Below are 16,589 nucleotides of genomic sequence, written 5' to 3' on the forward strand. Positions count from 1 at the left end.
TGTTAATTATTGGATTCGTTACTGGTTTTACTTTTTATGGAATGTAAGGTGACTTTAGTGGTAATAGGTAAATTAGTTCCAATTTTGGCTTTATCACCATAATACCCATAAGCTTTATAGGAAGGGAATAGGAAAGTAACTGTTTCTCCTTCTTTCATAAGCTTTAAACCTTCCCGAAGCCCTGTAAAAAGCTCTTCCTGGTCTACAGCATATTCCCGGGTGGCTTTTTCCCCTTCAGCATAAATGGGTTTGCCATCCAGGGTAGAAATGGTATAGTCAAAAATTAAGATGTCCCCAAATTCTGGCGTTTGCGTATTCGTTGAATCTGTATTTCGCTCATTGTAAAAATACCAGAACCCATTATTTGAGGCGATATAGTCCCTTGTGGAATCCCGTTCCATAATCTTAGTAATGTATGCCTCTTCCTGGGAAAGTAATGCCTTATTGCGCTCTACAGATTGGTCTATGTAAGATCCTGAACTCTGAGAGACCGGGCGCCTGGCTTCTGGTGATTTACAGGAGACAGTGGCTAAAAAAAGGATAATTAAAACCCTGAATTTCATAAAGCTAGCTCTTTTTTATATTCCGGCAGAATGCTGTTAAATCTTACAATGGTATCCTGCAGTGATAAATCACTTTTACCTCCAGCAGCATTAATATGGCCTCCCCCTTCAAAGTGCTTCCTGGCAAAATCATTTACGGAGAAGTCGCCTTTTGAGCGAAAAGATATCTTAATGATATTTTCTGCCTTATTTTCAATAAAAATGACGGCAAAAATTATTCCAGCCAAAGACAGGCCATAATTTACAAAACCTTCTGTATCTCCCTTTTTAAAATTATGTAGATCCAGTTCTTCCTGCGAGAGGCTTATATAAGCGGTGCGGTAAGGCTGGTTAACTTTTAAATTCTGGAGGGCGGTGCCCAACAGCTGCAGGCCATTTTCAGAATTAGTATCAAAAACATTGTTGTGAATGCGGGCATTATCTGCTCCTTTATCTATAAGATCTGCTACTACGCGATGAGTATCGCTGGTGGTTGAGGTAAACCGGAAGGAGCCGGTATCTGTCATAATACCCGTGTAAAGGCAGGTAGCAATTTCAGGAGTGATTTTTTTCACCGCTCTTAATTTCTCTATGAAATGATATACCATCTGGCAGGTAGAGCTCATTTCAGCATCACTGTAAGTATAGTCTGCATAAGTGGCTGGTTCCTGATGATGGTCTATCATAATAAAAACGGCATCAGAACTTTCCAGGGATTCCTGCATTAAACCGGCCCTGGATAAGGTATTAAAATCCAAAGTAAAAATAATTTCAGCTTCATTAATTAGATTTCTGGCGGTTTCCTGGTTATTTTCGTAGATAATAACTTCCTCATTGCCGGGCAGCCATTTTAAGAACTGAGGATAATCATTGGGCGCAATAATGTTGGCATTATGCCCTTTTTCCTTTAAAAAATGCCACAGGGCAAGAGTGGAACCTATTGCATCACCATCAGGACCTTTATGCGGAACTATAACTATGTTCTTGGCATGCGCGAGTTCTGCGGTAATTTCTAAAATATTTTGTTCTATCATATCTATGGTAAAGATACAATTTATTAGGTTTTCACTAATAAATGGCTTTTTAATTTTAATTTCCGGCCAAGCAACGAAAATTGAATTTAATTCTTCCCCATTTATGTTCTTTTTATAGTTCATCCTGAAGAGTTTAGCCAATTTTATTAATGCCCTTTAGGCAAATGAATAATAAAACCAACTAAACTACTAATCTGCTTGCATTTGGAATGGAATTCTCTATTTTTGCACCAAAATTTAAAAATCATAAAATGGCAGGAAATAGAACATTCACCATGCTAAAACCAGATGCTGTTGAAAACGGGCATATTGGTGCAATTTTAGAACAGATTACCGCTTCAGGATTTAGAATCGTGGCGATGAAACTTACTCAAATGACCAAGGCTGATGCCGAAAAATTCTATGATATCCACAAAGAGCGTCCCTTCTTTAGAGAGTTGGTAGATTTTATGACCCGTGGGCCTATTGTTGCTGCTATTCTTGAAAAAGAAAATGCGGTGGAAGACTTCAGAACTCTTATAGGAGCTACAAATCCTGAAGAGGCTGCCGAGGGTACTATTAGAAAAAAATATGCTTCCTCTATTGGAGAAAATGCCGTACATGGAAGTGATAGCGATGAGAACGCAGCAATTGAAGGCGCTTTTCACTTTGCCGGAAGGGAAATGTTTTAAGTAATTGCCAAAACTTATATTAAAGGCTGTCTTCTTAGGCAGCCTTTTTTATTTTTTTGAATTTTTTACCTTGATTCTTTTGCTTTCCCCGTCATGGGAAAGAAATTTCCCTTTTTAATTATTTGGATGATGAATATTTAGCTGAAATTTTACTATTTTAATTGTCATTGATTCTTTTTAACTTTTCACTACTCACTACTCACTACTCACTACTCACTACTCACTACTCACTACTCACTACTCACTACTCACTACTCACTACTCACATTCTAACGTCTACAGACTAACAGCTACCTAAGCACCAGCTTTTTCACCAGTTCCCGGCCGAGTTCTTCATTTAGCATTTTGATGATTTTTTCTTTGCCATAGCTCAATTCTTCACGAAGAACAGAAGAACTTAGTTGAACATAAAGTGTAGAACCTTCCAGCTTAATGGCTGTGGTATATTTTTGAATGGCAGGCCCCATTTGTTCATTCCACACATCTCTCACGGTAACTTTATCAAGTCCTTTCTGCAGTTTATTATGATCTACAAATTCCTTCAGCACGTCACCTATGCTCATATTTTCACTATTCCTCTTTTTCATCTGCTGTTACATCTATGGGTTCATATTTGTTATAATAGTATATCACTCCGTCTGCAGTAAGTAAACTTAGCTTATTCTCTTCCGCAGAAAGTACTGTCTCTTTCCATGAAGAATAAGGGGTTTTATAATAAAGTCTCAGGCTGTCATTTTCTATTCTGGCTTCAACTTTTTCATTATTGTTTGTTACCGTAAAGGTACCATCAAAATGCGGCTGAACCTTTTTTCTGATACCATTTTTGCCTTCCAGGTGAAGGTAATCTACGTACGGACTCATGGAATATTCTTTAACGGAATCTTCTGAAAACTCCACCCGGTCAATTTCCCAGTAGCCGCTAAGATGCTGAAGCTGCTCTGTGGGATCTTGCTTCTCGCAGCTTAATGTAAAAATACAAAGAATGAAGAGGAACAGCGATTTTTTCACAATTTGAAGATTTTATAGGATTGATGGCTTTCTTTTACCACTTTCTCGGTCCTGTCTGCATGCGTGTCACTTATAAATATCTGCCCCAGTTGATTTGTAGCCACCAAAGCTACAATATGTGCCACCCGCTGTTCATCCAGCTTATCAAAAATATCGTCCAGCAAAAGGATGGGGTTTACTTTGCTTATTTCTTTGATAAAATCGAACTGCGCGAGCTTTAAAGCCACCAAGAATGATTTCTGCTGTCCCTGGGAACCAAATTTTTTAATGGGATGGCCTTCAATTTCAAAGCTAAGGTCATCTTTGTGAATACCCACGCCCGTATATTGCAGCGCCATATCTTTCTGAAGGTTTTCTTCAAGCAGGTCTTTCAGCTCATGATCGAATAACTGACTTTTATAGGTAATATTAACTGGCTCCTTATTATTGGTAATATCGCCATAGCGCTTGTTGAAAATCGGTATAAATTCAGCAAGGAAATTTTTACGTTTTTCAAAAAGTTCCTGGCCCAGCTCAGCTAATTGCATATTATAAACCTCCAGCGTATCACGGTCAAAAGAATTATTGGCGGCAAAATATTTGAGCAAAGAATTGCGCTGTGATACGGTTTTGCCATATTGCAAAAGGTAATTGAGATAGGCACTATTGCTTTGGGAAATTACACCATCCATAAATTTGCGCCTGGTTTCACTCCCTTCAATAATTAAATCGCGGTCTGCCGGGGAGATAATTACAGTGGGAATAAAGCCAATATGTTCGCTGAATTTTTCATAAGGCTTGTTATTCCGCTTAATCACCTTCTTCTGGCCACGTTTAGCACTTACCAGGATGTGTTCTTCTTTCTGGTTCTTTTCAAATTCCCCTTCAACTACAAAAAAATCAGAATCATGATTAATATTCTGGCTGGTAATAGGGTTGAAATAGCTTTTGCCGAAGGATAAATGATATATACTGTCCAAAACGTTAGTCTTTCCCACTCCATTATGCCCAACCAGGCAATTAATCTTTGAGTCGAACTCAAATGTTTGCGATTCCAGGTTTTTATAATTGAGTAAAGAGAGTTGTTTTAAAAACATAAGATATTGGTAATCAATACGTAAAAAGAATAAAATGGTGTCTATTCTGCTATTGCGAATGACCTCAAATTATCAAAAAAATACAAATAAAATCTCTTTTAATTTTGAATAAAAATTATATTTTTGCCACGCATTAAAAAGATGATATGGCAACATACAAGAAAAGAGGCTATAAGCCGGCCAATAAAGAAGAAGAACAGAAACATGTAGAGGAAGAATCTACAACAGCAGAAGTTTTTAACTCTCTTGATGAAGGCGCAGGCAGAACCGAAACATGGGTGGCCGAGAACCAGAAATATATTTATATTATTGTTGGTGTGGCTGTTATAGTTGCTCTTGGGTATCTTGCTTATGAAAACTGGATACAGGAGCCAAAAGAGGCTGAAGCGGCAAATGAAATGGCCAAAGCACAGGATTATTTTGCCGGAGCTTTAAATGCCACCGGAGCAGAAAGTGATTCTTTATACACTATGTCTCTAACCGGGGGTGAAGGTAAATACGGCTTTGTGGATATTATTGAAAATTATGGCGGCACAGATGCTGCGAATATTGCCAGATATCACGCAGGATTCGCCAGTTTACGTGTGGGAAATTATCAGGATGCCATAGACTATCTGGAAGATTATGATGCTGAGGATGAAATTACTCCGGCCCTGGCCATAGGAGGGATAGGAGATGCTTTTATGCAATTGGAGCAGCCTGAAGAAGCTCTAGATTACTATGTGAAAGCGGCCAATAAAAGATCTAATTCTTTTACCACTCCAAAATTTTTACTAAAGTCAGCAATAACCGCCCTGGAATTAGGGAAAGCCGGTGAGGCAGAAGAATATCTTACCAGGTTAAAAGAAGAATATCCGGACACTCCAGAAGCAGAAAGTGTTGCGGTATATATGGGGCAGGCTCAGGCAATGAAATAAAGATATATGGCTACTGAAGGAAATAACCTGTCAGAATACGATAAAAGTTCCATCCCAAACGCGAAAGACTTTCGGTTTGGGATTGTTGTTTCAGAGTGGAATGAGGAAATTACGGAAGGCCTGTTTAATGGTGCATTTGCCGCTTTGAAGGAGCATGGAGTTTTGGAGGAAAGGATTGTGCGTTGGGATGTTCCCGGAAGCTTTGAGCTTATTTATGGCTGTAAAAAGATGCAGCAGAGCTATGACATGCTGGACGCTGTGATCGCTATTGGCAGTGTAATCCAGGGCGAAACTAAACACTTCGATTTTGTTTGCGAAGGAGTCACACAGGGAATAAAGGACCTGAACATCCAAAGCGATATTCCCATAATTTTTTGTGTGTTAACAGATCAAAATAAACAACAGGCGATTGATCGCTCCGGAGGTAAACACGGAAATAAAGGTACCGAGGCTGCCATTGCGGCCATAAAAATGGCCCGGCTGCGCAAAGATGCCAGGTTTTAGGCAGAAAAGAAGGACGAAGTAAGAAGTAGGGGATTAGAAGTACGAAGTTGGAAGTGAATTAATGTTAAAGTTTAAAAGCCTGGTTAGGTATGGCTTCCCAGGGTTAAAGTTTTTAAATTTTTACAACAGACAACAGACAACAGACAACAGACAACAGACAACAGACAACAGACAACAGACAACAGGCAACAGACAAGAGATAACCCTTCAGCCTTTAACTTTGAACTTTAAACACTTCAGGAAGCGGCATCATTATTGTTATTTATAATTTGCTTATACAGGCTTCGGAATTTAGGAGCTTTTTGAGTAAATTTGAAGTACCACTAAAATCCCACATTTTGAGAGTCAGTTTTTTAAAAAGTAAGAAAAATGCCCGTTATAATTATACTCCGCGTTATTATAAAGGTAAAGATGCGGGCAATATTTACAGTTTTGATTCCAAATTCAATAAATATAAAGAGGCCACCAACGCTATAGATTTTGGATCCCAGTGGTCTGAAGTTCGTAAATCCAGCCGTACAAGGGGGAACAGGGAGATCAATAAAAGAGTGGTTTATATCATTTTAATACTTCTGTTCATTTTCCTTTGGATTATAGACTTTGATTTATCCATCTTCTCGAATGCTCGATAAATGAGTGATGTTATTCAACTATTACCAGATCACGTTGCCAACCAGATCGCTGCGGGAGAAGTGGTCCAGCGGCCTGCCTCTGTGATTAAGGAATTACTTGAAAATGCCATAGATGCAGAAGCTGCACACATCCAGGTGGTAATAAAAGATGCCGGGAAAACGCTTATCCAGGTGGTAGATGACGGGAAAGGCATGAGTCTTACCGATGCCAGGATGAGTTTTGAACGCCATGCGACTTCCAAAATTAAAACCGCTGAAGATCTCTTCAGCTTAAAAACAAAAGGATTTAGAGGAGAAGCTTTGGCGTCTATCGCAGCTATTGCACATGTTGAACTTAAAACTAAGCCCGAAGAAGAAGAGGTGGGCACCTGTATTAAAATTGAAGGCAGTTCCATTAGTTCGCAGGAACCCTGTGTGACTCCAAAGGGAACTTCTTTATGCGTTAAAAATCTTTTTTACAATATTCCCGCCCGTCGTAATTTCCTGAAGTCTAATAATGTGGAAACCCGGCATATAATAGATGAATTTCAACGAGTGGCTCTGGCGCATCCGCATATTAATTTTTCGCTGCACCACAACGGCAGCGAGCTATTTCAATTGCCGCAAACCAACTACAGGCAGAGGATCACTAATATTTTTGGCGGCAAAACCAATGAAAAACTGGTGCCGGTAAATGAAGATACCGAAATTGTGAAAATTTCGGGTTTTGTGGGAAAACCTGAATTTGCTAAAAGAAGCAGGGGAGAGCAGTTTTTCTTTGTGAACGACAGGTTTATTAAAAGCCCTTATTTAAATCATGCCGTTTCGGCGGCTTTTGAAGGCTTGCTTAAAGAAAAAACTTATCCTAGTTATTTTCTTTACCTGCAGGTAGATCCAAAGAGCATTGATATTAATATTCATCCTACCAAGACCGAAATAAAATTTGATGATGAACATGCGCTTTATGCCATGTTGCGAAGTGCCATAAAACATAGTTTAGGCCAGTATAATGTGGCTCCGGTACTGGATTTTGACAGAGATTCCGGGCTGGATACTCCATATAATTATAAGGATAAAGGTGCTGAAGTTCCTAAAGTGGAAGTAGACCGTGATTTTAATCCCTTTAAAAATGAAAGCAGTGGTTCTAATTACCGGCCCGGGAATTCATTTAGGAAAGAAAGCAATGCCGGTTGGGAGAGCCTCTATGCAGGAACTTCTACGGAAGTTGAATCTGCTGTAGCAGGCGGCCATATGGAATTTGAAAGTGAAGAGGTATCGGGTAGTTTATTTGATGCTTCTGAAGAGAAACCTGAAAATACCACCTTCCAGCTTCATAAAAAATATATTGTAAGTACCCTTAAAAGCGGTATTCTGGTTATTGATCAAAACCGGGCGCACAGCAGGATACTTTATGAAGAATTACTTAAAAATATAACCATTTCAGCCGCGGTGAGTCAGCAATTATTATTTCCTTTGAAGCTTCAGTTTAACACACATGAAGTAGGAATGCTGGAGCAAATAAGAGAATCCCTGGAACAAACCGGCTTTGTTTTTTCAGAAATAGCAAAAGAGGCAGTAGAAATTACCGGGATCCCTACGCTTATTTCTGAAAGTGAAGTAGAAATGTTGCTGGAACAACTGCTGTCTGATCTGGAAAATGATGTTCCCGATAATGGTTTCTCACAAACAGATTTGCTTGCTAAATCTATGGCCAAAAGCATGTCTGTAAAATCGGGTACTGTTTTGAACGGAAGTGAACAACAACATATTGTTAACCGGCTTTTTGCCTGTAAAGAACCTGGACTTACACCTTTTAATAAATCTATATTTATTACGCTAACGGTGGACGAATTGGAGAAAAAATTTACATAAATGGGAAGAATTACCGAAACCGTAAAAGTTTTATTGATTGTTAATATTCTGTTTTTTGTTGGCAGTCAGTTTTTAGGGGATTATGCTTACCAGTTATTTGCCCTTTGGTTTCCTAAAAATGACAATTTTTATTTCTGGCAGCTAATCACACATATGTTCATGCATGGCAATCTTATGCATATTTTCTTTAATATGTTTGCCCTGTACATATTTGGAAGCCTTCTGGAGCAATCTATTGGGCAGCCGCGGTTTCTTTTTTTATATTTCTCTGCGGGACTAGGCGCTGCAGGTTTGCAAATCCTTTTCAGCTACATTAGCTTTAATTCGGCTTACCAGTCTTATCTGGATGCGGGTTTTAACCCGAATGAAATTCAGGGTTTTTTAAATGAGGTGGTCGCTTCGGGCAGATATAATTTTTATAACAATGTTCCCCAGGATGCCACAGAAGCGCTTATAAACAGCTATGTGACTCCTATGGTGGGAGCTTCCGGGGCGGTATTTGGAGTAATGGCTGCTATTGCTCTTATTTATCCTAACCTACCGCTTTATCTTATGTTTATCCCCATTCCAATTAAAGCTAAATATTTTATTGGAGGATATTTTCTTATTAACGTATATTCGGCTATCACCGGGGCAAATATACTAGGCCCTTCCAATACGGCTTACTGGGCTCATATAGGTGGTGCGATAATTGGTTTTATAATGATGTGGTACTGGAAAAAGAATCAGTTTAACCAAAACAGGTGGTATTAGATGCGAACATCAGACAGATTACGGTATAAGATTCAAACCGCCACGGTTACAGAAAAGCTTATTGCTATAAATGTTATCGTGTTTGTGTTGTTTTTTCTTTTCCGTACTGTGGCCTATTTATTTCAGGCGCCTTCTAATTTCCTGCTAGAGTGGTTTGTATTTCCAAAAGAATTAGGCGAATTTATCCTAAAACCCTGGTCTATTATTACTTATTCTTTCCTGCATGGCGGGATCTGGCATATTTTGGGTAATATGCTTATACTTTACTATGCAGGCATTTATTTTTTAAACTACTTTTCCCCCAGGCGCTTGCTTAATTATTATTTCCTTGGAGTAATTGTGGGAGCGCTGGTGTATATGCTTAGTTACAATCTTTTTCCGGCTTTTAAAGGTATGGGCCGTTCTTATCTCATGGGTGCCTCGGCAGGAGTAATGGCTGTGGTTATTGGAATTGCCACTTATATTCCTAATATGCGGGTACGCCTGCTTATTCTGGGAAGTATAAAATTCTGGTGGATTGCTGCTTTTCTTGTAGCTGTAGATGTGATCCAGATTCCCATGGGAAATGCCGGAGGGCATCTGGCGCATATAGGCGGTGCTGGGTTGGGCTATCTTTATACCACCCAATTGCAACGAGGTCATGATATTGGAAGCTGGTTCGAAAAGCTGGTAGATGGTATTGCGGGACTTTTTAAACCGCGCGAAAGAAAGGCTAAAATGAAAACTGTTCATCGTGACCGCAGTAATCAGTCGGCTACCCGTAAAACTTCTTCCGCTGCCGGGAGAAGTGTGAACCGAAGCATGAACAAAGATGAAAAGCAGAAGAAAATTGATGCCATTCTTGATAAAATCAGCAAAAGCGGGTACGACAGTTTGAATAAAGCAGAAAAGGATTTTCTTTTCCAGGCAGGTAAAGATGATTAAATGAAGAATCTAAACTGGTTTGATAAATTCCTCTTTTTGCTGAACTCGTTTCTTGCGGCTGCTTTGTTATTTTCTTACCTGCTGCCTTTTATCCCTCCTTTAAAGTTTGCTCTGCTTTCGGTTTTGAGCCTGGGAGTGCCGCTTCTTATCCTCGTAAACATAGGGTTTCTACTCTACTGGATTCTTCGGCTGAAAAAGCAGTTTCTTTTGCCTTTAATAGTGCTGCTGCTGGGGTTTAACCATGTAACCTCAATCTATGAAATCAATTCTTCAGAAGAAGAGATAACCGCTTCAGAAGATACCATTAGGGTGCTTAGCTATAACGTGCGGCATTTTAGCCAGTATTTAAGCACAAAGGAACAAAGGGAAAAGGTGCCAAAACAAATTACCGCTTTTATTAATGAGCAGCATCCCGATATTGTTTCCATGCAGGAGTATTACAAAGGGGAGGTAAACGTGGCCAGCCAGTTTCCTTATAAATTTATTAAGTTGAAAAGCAAAGATGCCGAATTTGGCCTTGCTATATTTTCAAAATATCCCATAATAAATACCTACTCCCTGGATTTTGATTCCAAAAGTAATAATAACGGGGTTTATGCAGATGTGGTGGTAGGCAGAGACACACTGCGGGTGATTAACGTGCACCTGCAATCCTTTAGTGAAAAGCCCGATCTTGGCAATATTGAGCAGGAGAGTTCTAAAAGAGTCTGGTTGGGAATGGGACAGACGTTTGCCATACAGCAGATGCAGGTAGAAAAAGTCCTGGAAGTTATTCGCAATACTCCTTATAAAGTGGTGGTTATGGGCGATTTTAATAATACTGCCTATTCCTACATCTACAGGGAATTACGCTCCAGCGGTTTTGGCCTTAATGACGCCTATAAAGAAGCCGGGAATGGTTTTGGCAGAAGCTTTGACTTCGATTACTTCCCGCTTCGTATTGATTTTATCCTGCCCGATGAAACCATAGAGGTAGAATCTTTTGAAACCATGGAAGTGTTTTATTCAGATCATTTTCCAATTAAAGCTACTCTGGATCTTTCTCCGGATTAGAGTGAATAGTGAATAGTGAATAGTGAAAAGTGGTAATTGTATAAAAAGCTCCCATCCTTTTTTAAGAAGGGGGGTGTAGGCCGGTGCGGTTGTTTTGAAGTACAAAATCAGAGCTCAGAATATTCCGTTTTAAGATATTCCATGCTGTTGGGGCCCTCGTTAAAAAGCAGGTCTAAAATAGACAAATCTGGTATAAAACCATGTTTGGGTTCAAAAACCTGCGCGTATCTTTTATTTCTGAATTGTTCTTTTGATTTTGCATCCACCAGATAACGGTAATCTTCTAAAGCCTGTGGCTTTAAAATGTATTCTGAAGTTTTGCTGAAGGAAATATCTACCTGGAGACAGTCCAAAACAAATTGCATACAGGAGTAATTGAACTCCATTAAAAGATCATATTTTTTATGGTAGAGCGGGTAAAGCTCGTCTTCGTAAAATTCAAAAAAAGGAGAGGTTTGGTAGGAAGCTTTTAAGGCCCGCCAATGTTGTTTCTGCCATTCAAATTCATTTTCTATAAGCACCTGCTTATAGCTCTGATGGCCCTTATTGGAAATTCCCAGGGCAGAACTATGTTTTACGGGAATATTAAGCAGTAACCTGCCATTGGCATCATAAATATACATCCTGTTGCGGTAGGTTTGTTTCTGATAATGATCTTCATTTTCAAAAACTACTTTTTTCGCATTTACCAGTTGAACATAATAAGAAACTGGTCCAAAATAAACAGGATGTAAAAGAATACTCCTCATGTGAGTTTAAGAATTTCTTCTTTTTTTGAAATAACTGAAGGCGATAAGCACCACCACAATCATCAAGGCATAGGGAAGATAAGAAACAGGCGTGCCCTGTCCTCTTACCGTTGTAAAAACCCGCTCCCATCGAATTTTGTTCATAATACCCTGCGCATTGGAATCCCAGCTGAACCAGATAAATACAGGTTTTCCCACCACATGATTTTCAGGGACAAAGCCCCAGAAACGACTGTCCTCGCTATTGTTGCGGTTATCCCCCATCATCCAGTAATAATTCTGTTTAAAGGTGTAGGAATCAATTGTTTTACCATTCAGCAAAACCTGGTTTCCGTTAAAGCTTATTTCATTGTTTACACCAAGTTCACTGCCTTCATAAGTTTCAATAATCCTGCGGTAAAAGGGCAAAGACTGCTGATCTATAGGAACAGTTACACCTTCCTTCGGAATATAAACAGGTCCAAAATTATCGGCGTTCCAGTTTACCTTGTTGTTATTGGGGAAAATATTCGAAAGTTTTATTCCTGCAGAATCTATTTTCCTCTGGATAGAAGCCACATTTGGGTTGTTTTTCAACCTCTGGTAAGCTTCTTCTGTTAAGGATTGTATAAAGAATTCGTTAGTATTGGGATTATAACCGTAACCATCTGTAATTCCCAGATCCTGCACCATGTATTGCGGACTAAATCCCTGGCCTTTTGTGGTTCCGTAATAGGTGTACTGTACTTTAGCCCGAACGGGAAGTGCTAATGGTTCCCCATTAATTTGAACTTTTCCGTCTACTATGCTAAGGGAATCCCCGGGAACTCCTACCGCACGCTTTACATAATTAGACTTTTTGTCTATTGGCTTGTAATAATACTTGCCATCTCCCCATTGCTGAAAAGCATTCACGGTATCTACCGGCCAGTTAAAAACCACAATATCGTTGCGCTCAATTTTTTCAAATCCAGGGAAACGCATGTAAGGAATCTGCGGCTTGGTGAGGTAAGATTTTATCCCCAGGAAAGGAATGGTATCATGAACCATGGGGAAAGCAACGGCAGTCATTGGAACTCTTGCACCGTAATGGAATTTACTCACAAAAAGAAAATCTCCCACCAGTAAAGTTTTTTCCAAAGAAGAAGTAGGGATAGTGAAGGGTTGCATGATATAGGTATGGACTATGGTAGCCGCAATAACCGCGAAAAGAATGGAACTAATCCACTCACCGGCTTCTGTGCGCGGCTTAAGGCTTCGGTCTTCAATATACGTTACGTCCAGCGCGTAGTTCACATAATAGATATAAAATCCTAATGTTAAGATGGCCAGCCATGTATCTGCCGTGGAATGCCTGCCAAAACTCCTGATGGTTTCCACCCAGATTACCGGGAACATGATGAGGTTTACAATAGGAATAAAAAGAAGGATTACCCACCACCAGGGGCGGTTAATAATCTTCATAAGGATCACTGCATTATACACCGGGACAAGCGCTTCCCAGGCTTTTCTTCCGGCTTTTTGATAGAGCTTCCAGGTTCCCAGGAAATGAATTACCTGGATAGCCAGGAAAAACAGAAACCATTCTGTAAATGTCATAATTATAGTATTTGCTGTTATAGGTAAAGCAAAAGGCCATTTTGTTACTCCAAATTACTCAAAAAGACTGGAGAGTACATTTTTCATGGTGTAGACGCCCTTTTTATCTTGCAGCCATTCTGCGGCAATTACCGCGCCAAGGGCAAATCCCTGCCGGTTGTGTGCCATATGCATTATTTCAATAGTATCTATAGTAGATTTGTAGGATACGGTATGGGTGCCGTGCACATCGGCAATGCGTTTGGCATGTACGGGAATTTCATCTTTCTCGGCGTGGTCCAGTTGCCAGCCTTTCTTGTTAGGATTTTCTGAAATAATCTGCTGTGCCAGGCTTATAGCCGTTCCACTTGGCGCATCCAGTTTTTGTGTATGATGTATTTCTTCAATTTCTACGGAATAGTCTTCAAGGCCTTTCATCATCTGGGCCAGTTTTTTATTCAGTTCAAAAAAAACATTTACTCCAATACTGAAGTTGGATGCATAAATAAAAGCTGCGTCTTCTTTTTTACAAATTTCAGTCGCCTTTTCATAATCGTCCAGCCAGCCTGTAGTTCCTGAAACTACTGGAATATGATTTTTAAATGCGGCGGTAATGTTCTTAAAAGCTGCTTTAGGAACACTAAAATCTATGGCAACATCAATTTCCACCTTGTTCAGGTTGTAAGTTTCAATATCTTCAGAAACGCGAAGAACAATTTCATGCCCCCGGCTGGTGGCGATTTCTTCAATCGCTTTTCCCATTTTTCCGTATCCTAAAAGTGCAATTTTCATTAAAAATTATAATTAAGGGACAAACCATAATTGGGTTTGCCTGTAAAAACATCAAAATTCATTTTTGGCTTAAAGCTAAGATCCTCGTTCACATTAAACTGTTGCAGGTGTGCGGTGACATTGGCATCAATAATATTTAATACATAAATTCCCGCAGTAACCAGGATAGAAATCTCTTTGTTGCGCTGGAAAAGTTCCTGCGCATCAATAAGCCTGCTGGTAGAAATACTTCCAAAAAATTCATCATTTTCCTTTCCTGCAAGCCTGGATTTATAAGCATCCCTATAGCGGTTGTACTTTTTATCATTGTCAATATAAAAATAAATTCCTATTCCCAAACCTGCATAAGCAATAGGGATTTTCCAGTACTGGCCGTTATAAGCCTGGCCCAATCCAGGCAAAATTGCAGAGTAAAAGGCCGCCTTGGCCGGGGCGAGGGGATTGTATGGTTCAGAAGCTTCATCTAAAACAGGGGAGTCCAGTGCCCGTTTTTTTTCAATAGCAAGAGAGTCTTCCTGTGCATAACTTATTGCAGAAAACAACAAAAGGAAAATTCCTGTTAAGATAAACGGTTTAAACTTCACCCTGGATAAGTTTTTTGATGCGGTTAAAATCTTCTTCGGAATTAAAAGGGATGGTTAATTTACCACTTCCTTTTTTTGAGACTTTCACATCAACTTTAGCGCCAAGATATTCTGAAAATTCCTTAATTCCTTTCCTATAAACCGGAGCAACTGAAGAAGCTTTAGTGGTTTTGTTCCTGCCCGATTTTCCTTCCTGCATTTCCCGCACCAGCTTTTCTGTGTCTCTTACAGAAAGTGATCTTTCCAGCACCTTTTCATATATATCCAGCTGCAATTGTGGATCGGTTACATTAATAAGCGCGCGGCCATGCCCCATAGACATAAAACCATCACGCATACCGGTTTGAATAATGGGATCCAGTTTTAATAACCGCAGATAATTGGCGATGGTCGATCTGTTCTTACCCACCCGTTCACTAAGCTGTTCCTGGGTAAGGCTTATCTCGTCCATTAATCTTTGATAAGAAAGGGCAATTTCAATAGGATCCAGGTCCTGGCGTTGGATATTTTCCACAAGTGCCATTTCCAGGGATTCCTGGTCATTGGCAATTCGAATAAATGCCGGAATGGTTTCCAGCCCCACCAGTTTTGAGGCCCGGTATCGCCTTTCTCCCGAAACCAGCTGGTACTGGTTAAAATCCAGTTTCCTAACCGTGATAGGCTGTATAACGCCAAGCTCTTTAATAGAAGAGGCAAGCTCTTTTAAGGATTCTTCATTAAAACTGGTCCTGGGCTGGAACGGGTTTACTTCTATTGCAGATAATTCCAGTTCCACAATATGGCCTACCAGTTTATCTGCATTTTTATCTTCTGCAGATTTTATATCGTTTTGAGGATCCTTCAGCAATGCTGAAAGTCCGCGTCCAAGAGCCTGTTTCTTCGTAGCCTTCGCCATCTTCTAGGAGTTTTTCTTAATTATTTCATGTGCCAGACTCAGGTAATTTGTGGCACCTTTACTGCCGGCATCATAGTTTATAATGCTTTCCCCGTAACTGGGCGCTTCACTTAAACGTACATTCCGCTGGATGATTGTCTCAAAAACCATTTCATCAAAATGTTTCTGCACTTCTTCCACCACCTGGTTGGAAAGCCGTAACCTGGAATCGTACATCGTAAGCAAAAGCCCCTCAATATCCAGTTTGTTATTATGGATTTTCTGAACACTTTTTATGGTGTTCAGCAATTTACCAAGGCCTTCCAGGGCAAAATATTCACACTGAATAGGAATAATTACCGAATCTGAAGCAGTGAGCGCATTAAGGGTGAGTAGTCCAAGGGAAGGAGCACAATCAATTAAAATATAATCGTAGTTATCTTTTAAGGGAGTAATTGCCTTTTTTAGCATATATTCCCTGGATTCCTGGTCTACCAGTTCTATTTCTATAGCCACAAGATCTATATGAGCGGGGATAATGTCCAGGTTTGGGGAGCCGGTTGGCATAATGGTTGCGCTGGCATCTGTAGAATGCTCAAGCAATTGATACGTACCCAGTTCCACGGTTTCAACATCAATTCCCAGCCCTGAAGTTGCATTCGCCTGGGGGTCGGCATCAATAAGCAATACTTTTTTCTCTAATACCCCCAGCGAAGCCGCCAGGTTTACTGAAGTTGTAGTCTTTCCGACACCACCTTTCTGGTTGGCAATAGCAATGATTTTACCCATTAATTGTACTCGATTTTTGAAGCGTAAAAATACAATTAATTATAGGTATATAAAATGATTTTGTTAACAGCTTATAAAGGAAATACCGGTTGCTGGTTATCTGTTGTGAGTTTTTGTTCCAGATTTCTGTTTAAGTGAAGAGTTTAGAGTGAAAAATGAGAAAAATGAGAAAAATGAAAAGTGAAAAGTGAAAAGTGAAAAATTGTATGTCCCTGATATAGGTTGACCACTAAAGTCAACTTGTATATGAAATCAAACATTCGATTATTAAAGAAACAA

General features: G+C 39.7%; 19 protein-coding genes. 8 read left to right on the forward strand and 11 right to left on the reverse strand.

Annotated elements, in window-relative coordinates:
- Nucleotides 1-2: 2 nt before the first annotated feature.
- Together gldI and AB8M93_RS14925 are read right to left on the reverse strand one after the other, a co-directional pair.
- Nucleotides 3-563, reverse strand: coding sequence for a gliding motility-associated peptidyl-prolyl isomerase GldI (gene gldI, locus AB8M93_RS14920; protein ID WP_373059101.1), 561 nt, complete (start codon nucleotides 561-563; stop codon nucleotides 3-5).
- Nucleotides 560-1,576, reverse strand: coding sequence for a DHH family phosphoesterase (locus tag AB8M93_RS14925; RefSeq protein ID WP_373059142.1), 1,017 nt, complete (start codon nucleotides 1,574-1,576; stop codon nucleotides 560-562). The genes gldI and AB8M93_RS14925 overlap by 4 nt, the downstream gene beginning before the upstream one ends.
- A 251-nt stretch (nucleotides 1,577-1,827) precedes the next feature.
- Here AB8M93_RS14925 and AB8M93_RS14930 point away from each other — a divergent pair, with 251 nt between their 5' ends.
- Nucleotides 1,828-2,247, forward strand: coding sequence for a nucleoside-diphosphate kinase (locus tag AB8M93_RS14930; protein ID WP_373059103.1), 420 nt, complete (start codon nucleotides 1,828-1,830; stop codon nucleotides 2,245-2,247).
- Nucleotides 2,248-2,537: 290 nt separating this feature from the next.
- Here AB8M93_RS14930 and AB8M93_RS14935 read toward each other — a convergent pair whose 3' ends face one another.
- The 3 genes from AB8M93_RS14935 to recF are packed head-to-tail and all read right to left on the reverse strand — an operon-like array spanning nucleotide 2,538 to nucleotide 4,331.
- A complete protein-coding gene (locus AB8M93_RS14935) occupies nucleotides 2,538-2,834 on the reverse strand; it encodes a DciA family protein (protein ID WP_373059105.1) in 297 nt (98 codons plus the stop codon).
- Nucleotides 2,818-3,255 carry a hypothetical protein gene (locus AB8M93_RS14940; RefSeq protein ID WP_373059107.1) on the reverse strand — a complete coding sequence of 146 codons (438 nt, stop codon included), beginning with the start codon at nucleotides 3,253-3,255 and terminating at the stop codon, nucleotides 2,818-2,820. Before AB8M93_RS14940 ends, AB8M93_RS14935 begins: the two co-directional genes overlap by 17 nt.
- Nucleotides 3,252-4,331, reverse strand: coding sequence for a DNA replication/repair protein RecF (recF, locus tag AB8M93_RS14945; protein WP_373059109.1), 1,080 nt, complete (start codon nucleotides 4,329-4,331; stop codon nucleotides 3,252-3,254). The genes AB8M93_RS14940 and recF overlap by 4 nt, the downstream gene beginning before the upstream one ends.
- A 146-nt stretch (nucleotides 4,332-4,477) precedes the next feature.
- Between recF and AB8M93_RS14950 the strand changes: the two genes are divergently transcribed.
- The 7 genes from AB8M93_RS14950 (at nucleotide 4,478) to AB8M93_RS14980 (ending at nucleotide 10,965) form a co-directional block, all read left to right on the forward strand.
- Nucleotides 4,478-5,248 carry a tetratricopeptide repeat protein gene (locus AB8M93_RS14950; protein WP_373059111.1) on the forward strand — a complete coding sequence of 257 codons (771 nt, stop codon included), beginning with the start codon at nucleotides 4,478-4,480 and terminating at the stop codon, nucleotides 5,246-5,248.
- A gap of 6 nt (nucleotides 5,249-5,254) precedes the next feature.
- Nucleotides 5,255-5,752 (forward strand): 6,7-dimethyl-8-ribityllumazine synthase, encoded by a 498-nt coding sequence (gene ribH / locus AB8M93_RS14955; RefSeq protein ID WP_373059113.1) that lies wholly within the window; start codon nucleotides 5,255-5,257, stop codon nucleotides 5,750-5,752.
- 338 nt (nucleotides 5,753-6,090) lie between these two features.
- Nucleotides 6,091-6,384, forward strand: a complete 294-nt coding sequence (locus AB8M93_RS14960) for a hypothetical protein (RefSeq protein WP_373059115.1) — start codon at nucleotides 6,091-6,093, stop codon at nucleotides 6,382-6,384.
- On the forward strand, nucleotides 6,385-8,235 hold the full coding sequence (gene mutL, locus AB8M93_RS14965; protein ID WP_373059117.1) for a DNA mismatch repair endonuclease MutL: 1,851 nt from the start codon (nucleotides 6,385-6,387) through the stop codon (nucleotides 8,233-8,235).
- Complete coding sequence (locus tag AB8M93_RS14970) at nucleotides 8,236-8,988, forward strand: rhomboid family intramembrane serine protease (protein WP_373059119.1); 753 nt, start codon at nucleotides 8,236-8,238, stop codon at nucleotides 8,986-8,988.
- Nucleotides 8,989-9,912, forward strand: coding sequence for a rhomboid family intramembrane serine protease (locus AB8M93_RS14975; protein WP_373059121.1), 924 nt, complete (start codon nucleotides 8,989-8,991; stop codon nucleotides 9,910-9,912).
- Entirely contained in the window at nucleotides 9,913-10,965 is a 1,053-nt protein-coding gene (locus AB8M93_RS14980; RefSeq protein ID WP_373059123.1) for an endonuclease/exonuclease/phosphatase family protein, read from the forward strand. It abuts the gene before it with no gap.
- A 107-nt stretch (nucleotides 10,966-11,072) separates the two neighbouring features.
- Here AB8M93_RS14980 and AB8M93_RS14985 read toward each other — a convergent pair whose 3' ends face one another.
- Genes AB8M93_RS14985 through AB8M93_RS15010 form a run of 6 tightly spaced genes read right to left on the reverse strand, consistent with a single transcriptional unit; the run spans nucleotide 11,073 to nucleotide 16,310 of the window.
- Entirely contained in the window at nucleotides 11,073-11,714 is a 642-nt protein-coding gene (locus AB8M93_RS14985; RefSeq protein ID WP_373059125.1) for a WbqC family protein, read from the reverse strand.
- A gap of 6 nt (nucleotides 11,715-11,720) precedes the next feature.
- Nucleotides 11,721-13,292, reverse strand: coding sequence for a signal peptidase I (gene lepB / locus AB8M93_RS14990; protein ID WP_373059127.1), 1,572 nt, complete (start codon nucleotides 13,290-13,292; stop codon nucleotides 11,721-11,723).
- Between the two features lie 54 nt (nucleotides 13,293-13,346).
- Nucleotides 13,347-14,063: a 4-hydroxy-tetrahydrodipicolinate reductase gene (gene dapB / locus AB8M93_RS14995; protein ID WP_373059130.1), complete on the reverse strand. Its 717-nt coding sequence runs from the start codon at nucleotides 14,061-14,063 to the stop codon at nucleotides 13,347-13,349.
- Entirely contained in the window at nucleotides 14,063-14,647 is a 585-nt protein-coding gene (locus AB8M93_RS15000; RefSeq protein ID WP_373059132.1) for a DUF5683 domain-containing protein, read from the reverse strand. Before AB8M93_RS15000 ends, dapB begins: the two co-directional genes overlap by 1 nt.
- Nucleotides 14,637-15,542: a ParB/RepB/Spo0J family partition protein gene (locus AB8M93_RS15005; RefSeq protein ID WP_373059134.1), complete on the reverse strand. Its 906-nt coding sequence runs from the start codon at nucleotides 15,540-15,542 to the stop codon at nucleotides 14,637-14,639. The genes AB8M93_RS15000 and AB8M93_RS15005 overlap by 11 nt, the downstream gene beginning before the upstream one ends.
- A gap of 3 nt (nucleotides 15,543-15,545) precedes the next feature.
- Nucleotides 15,546-16,310, reverse strand: a complete 765-nt coding sequence (locus AB8M93_RS15010) for a ParA family protein (protein WP_373059136.1) — start codon at nucleotides 16,308-16,310, stop codon at nucleotides 15,546-15,548.
- Nucleotides 16,311-16,589: the final 279 nt, after the last annotated feature.

The organism is Autumnicola aciditolerans (assembly GCF_041679265.1).
In the GTDB taxonomy this organism is placed as follows: Bacteria; Bacteroidota; Bacteroidia; order Flavobacteriales; family Flavobacteriaceae; genus Autumnicola.

Coding starts and splice junctions, on each gene's coding strand:
- gldI (WP_373059101.1), bottom strand. CDS start 563: ATGAAATTCAGGGTTTTAATTATCCTTTTTTTAGCCACTGTCTCCTGT.
- AB8M93_RS14925 (WP_373059142.1), bottom strand. CDS start 1,576: ATGATAGAACAAAATATTTTAGAAATTACCGCAGAACTCGCGCATGCC.
- AB8M93_RS14930 (WP_373059103.1), top strand. CDS start 1,828: ATGGCAGGAAATAGAACATTCACCATGCTAAAACCAGATGCTGTTGAA.
- AB8M93_RS14935 (WP_373059105.1), bottom strand. CDS start 2,834: ATGAAAAAGAGGAATAGTGAAAATATGAGCATAGGTGACGTGCTGAAG.
- recF (WP_373059109.1), bottom strand. CDS start 4,331: ATGTTTTTAAAACAACTCTCTTTACTCAATTATAAAAACCTGGAATCG.
- AB8M93_RS14950 (WP_373059111.1), top strand. CDS start 4,478: ATGGCAACATACAAGAAAAGAGGCTATAAGCCGGCCAATAAAGAAGAA.
- ribH (WP_373059113.1), top strand. CDS start 5,255: ATGGCTACTGAAGGAAATAACCTGTCAGAATACGATAAAAGTTCCATC.
- mutL (WP_373059117.1), top strand. CDS start 6,385: ATGAGTGATGTTATTCAACTATTACCAGATCACGTTGCCAACCAGATC.
- AB8M93_RS14970 (WP_373059119.1), top strand. CDS start 8,236: ATGGGAAGAATTACCGAAACCGTAAAAGTTTTATTGATTGTTAATATT.
- AB8M93_RS14975 (WP_373059121.1), top strand. CDS start 8,989: ATGCGAACATCAGACAGATTACGGTATAAGATTCAAACCGCCACGGTT.
- AB8M93_RS14980 (WP_373059123.1), top strand. CDS start 9,913: ATGAAGAATCTAAACTGGTTTGATAAATTCCTCTTTTTGCTGAACTCG.
- AB8M93_RS14985 (WP_373059125.1), bottom strand. CDS start 11,714: ATGAGGAGTATTCTTTTACATCCTGTTTATTTTGGACCAGTTTCTTAT.
- lepB (WP_373059127.1), bottom strand. CDS start 13,292: ATGACATTTACAGAATGGTTTCTGTTTTTCCTGGCTATCCAGGTAATT.
- dapB (WP_373059130.1), bottom strand. CDS start 14,063: ATGAAAATTGCACTTTTAGGATACGGAAAAATGGGAAAAGCGATTGAA.
- AB8M93_RS15005 (WP_373059134.1), bottom strand. CDS start 15,542: ATGGCGAAGGCTACGAAGAAACAGGCTCTTGGACGCGGACTTTCAGCA.
- AB8M93_RS15010 (WP_373059136.1), bottom strand. CDS start 16,310: ATGGGTAAAATCATTGCTATTGCCAACCAGAAAGGTGGTGTCGGAAAG.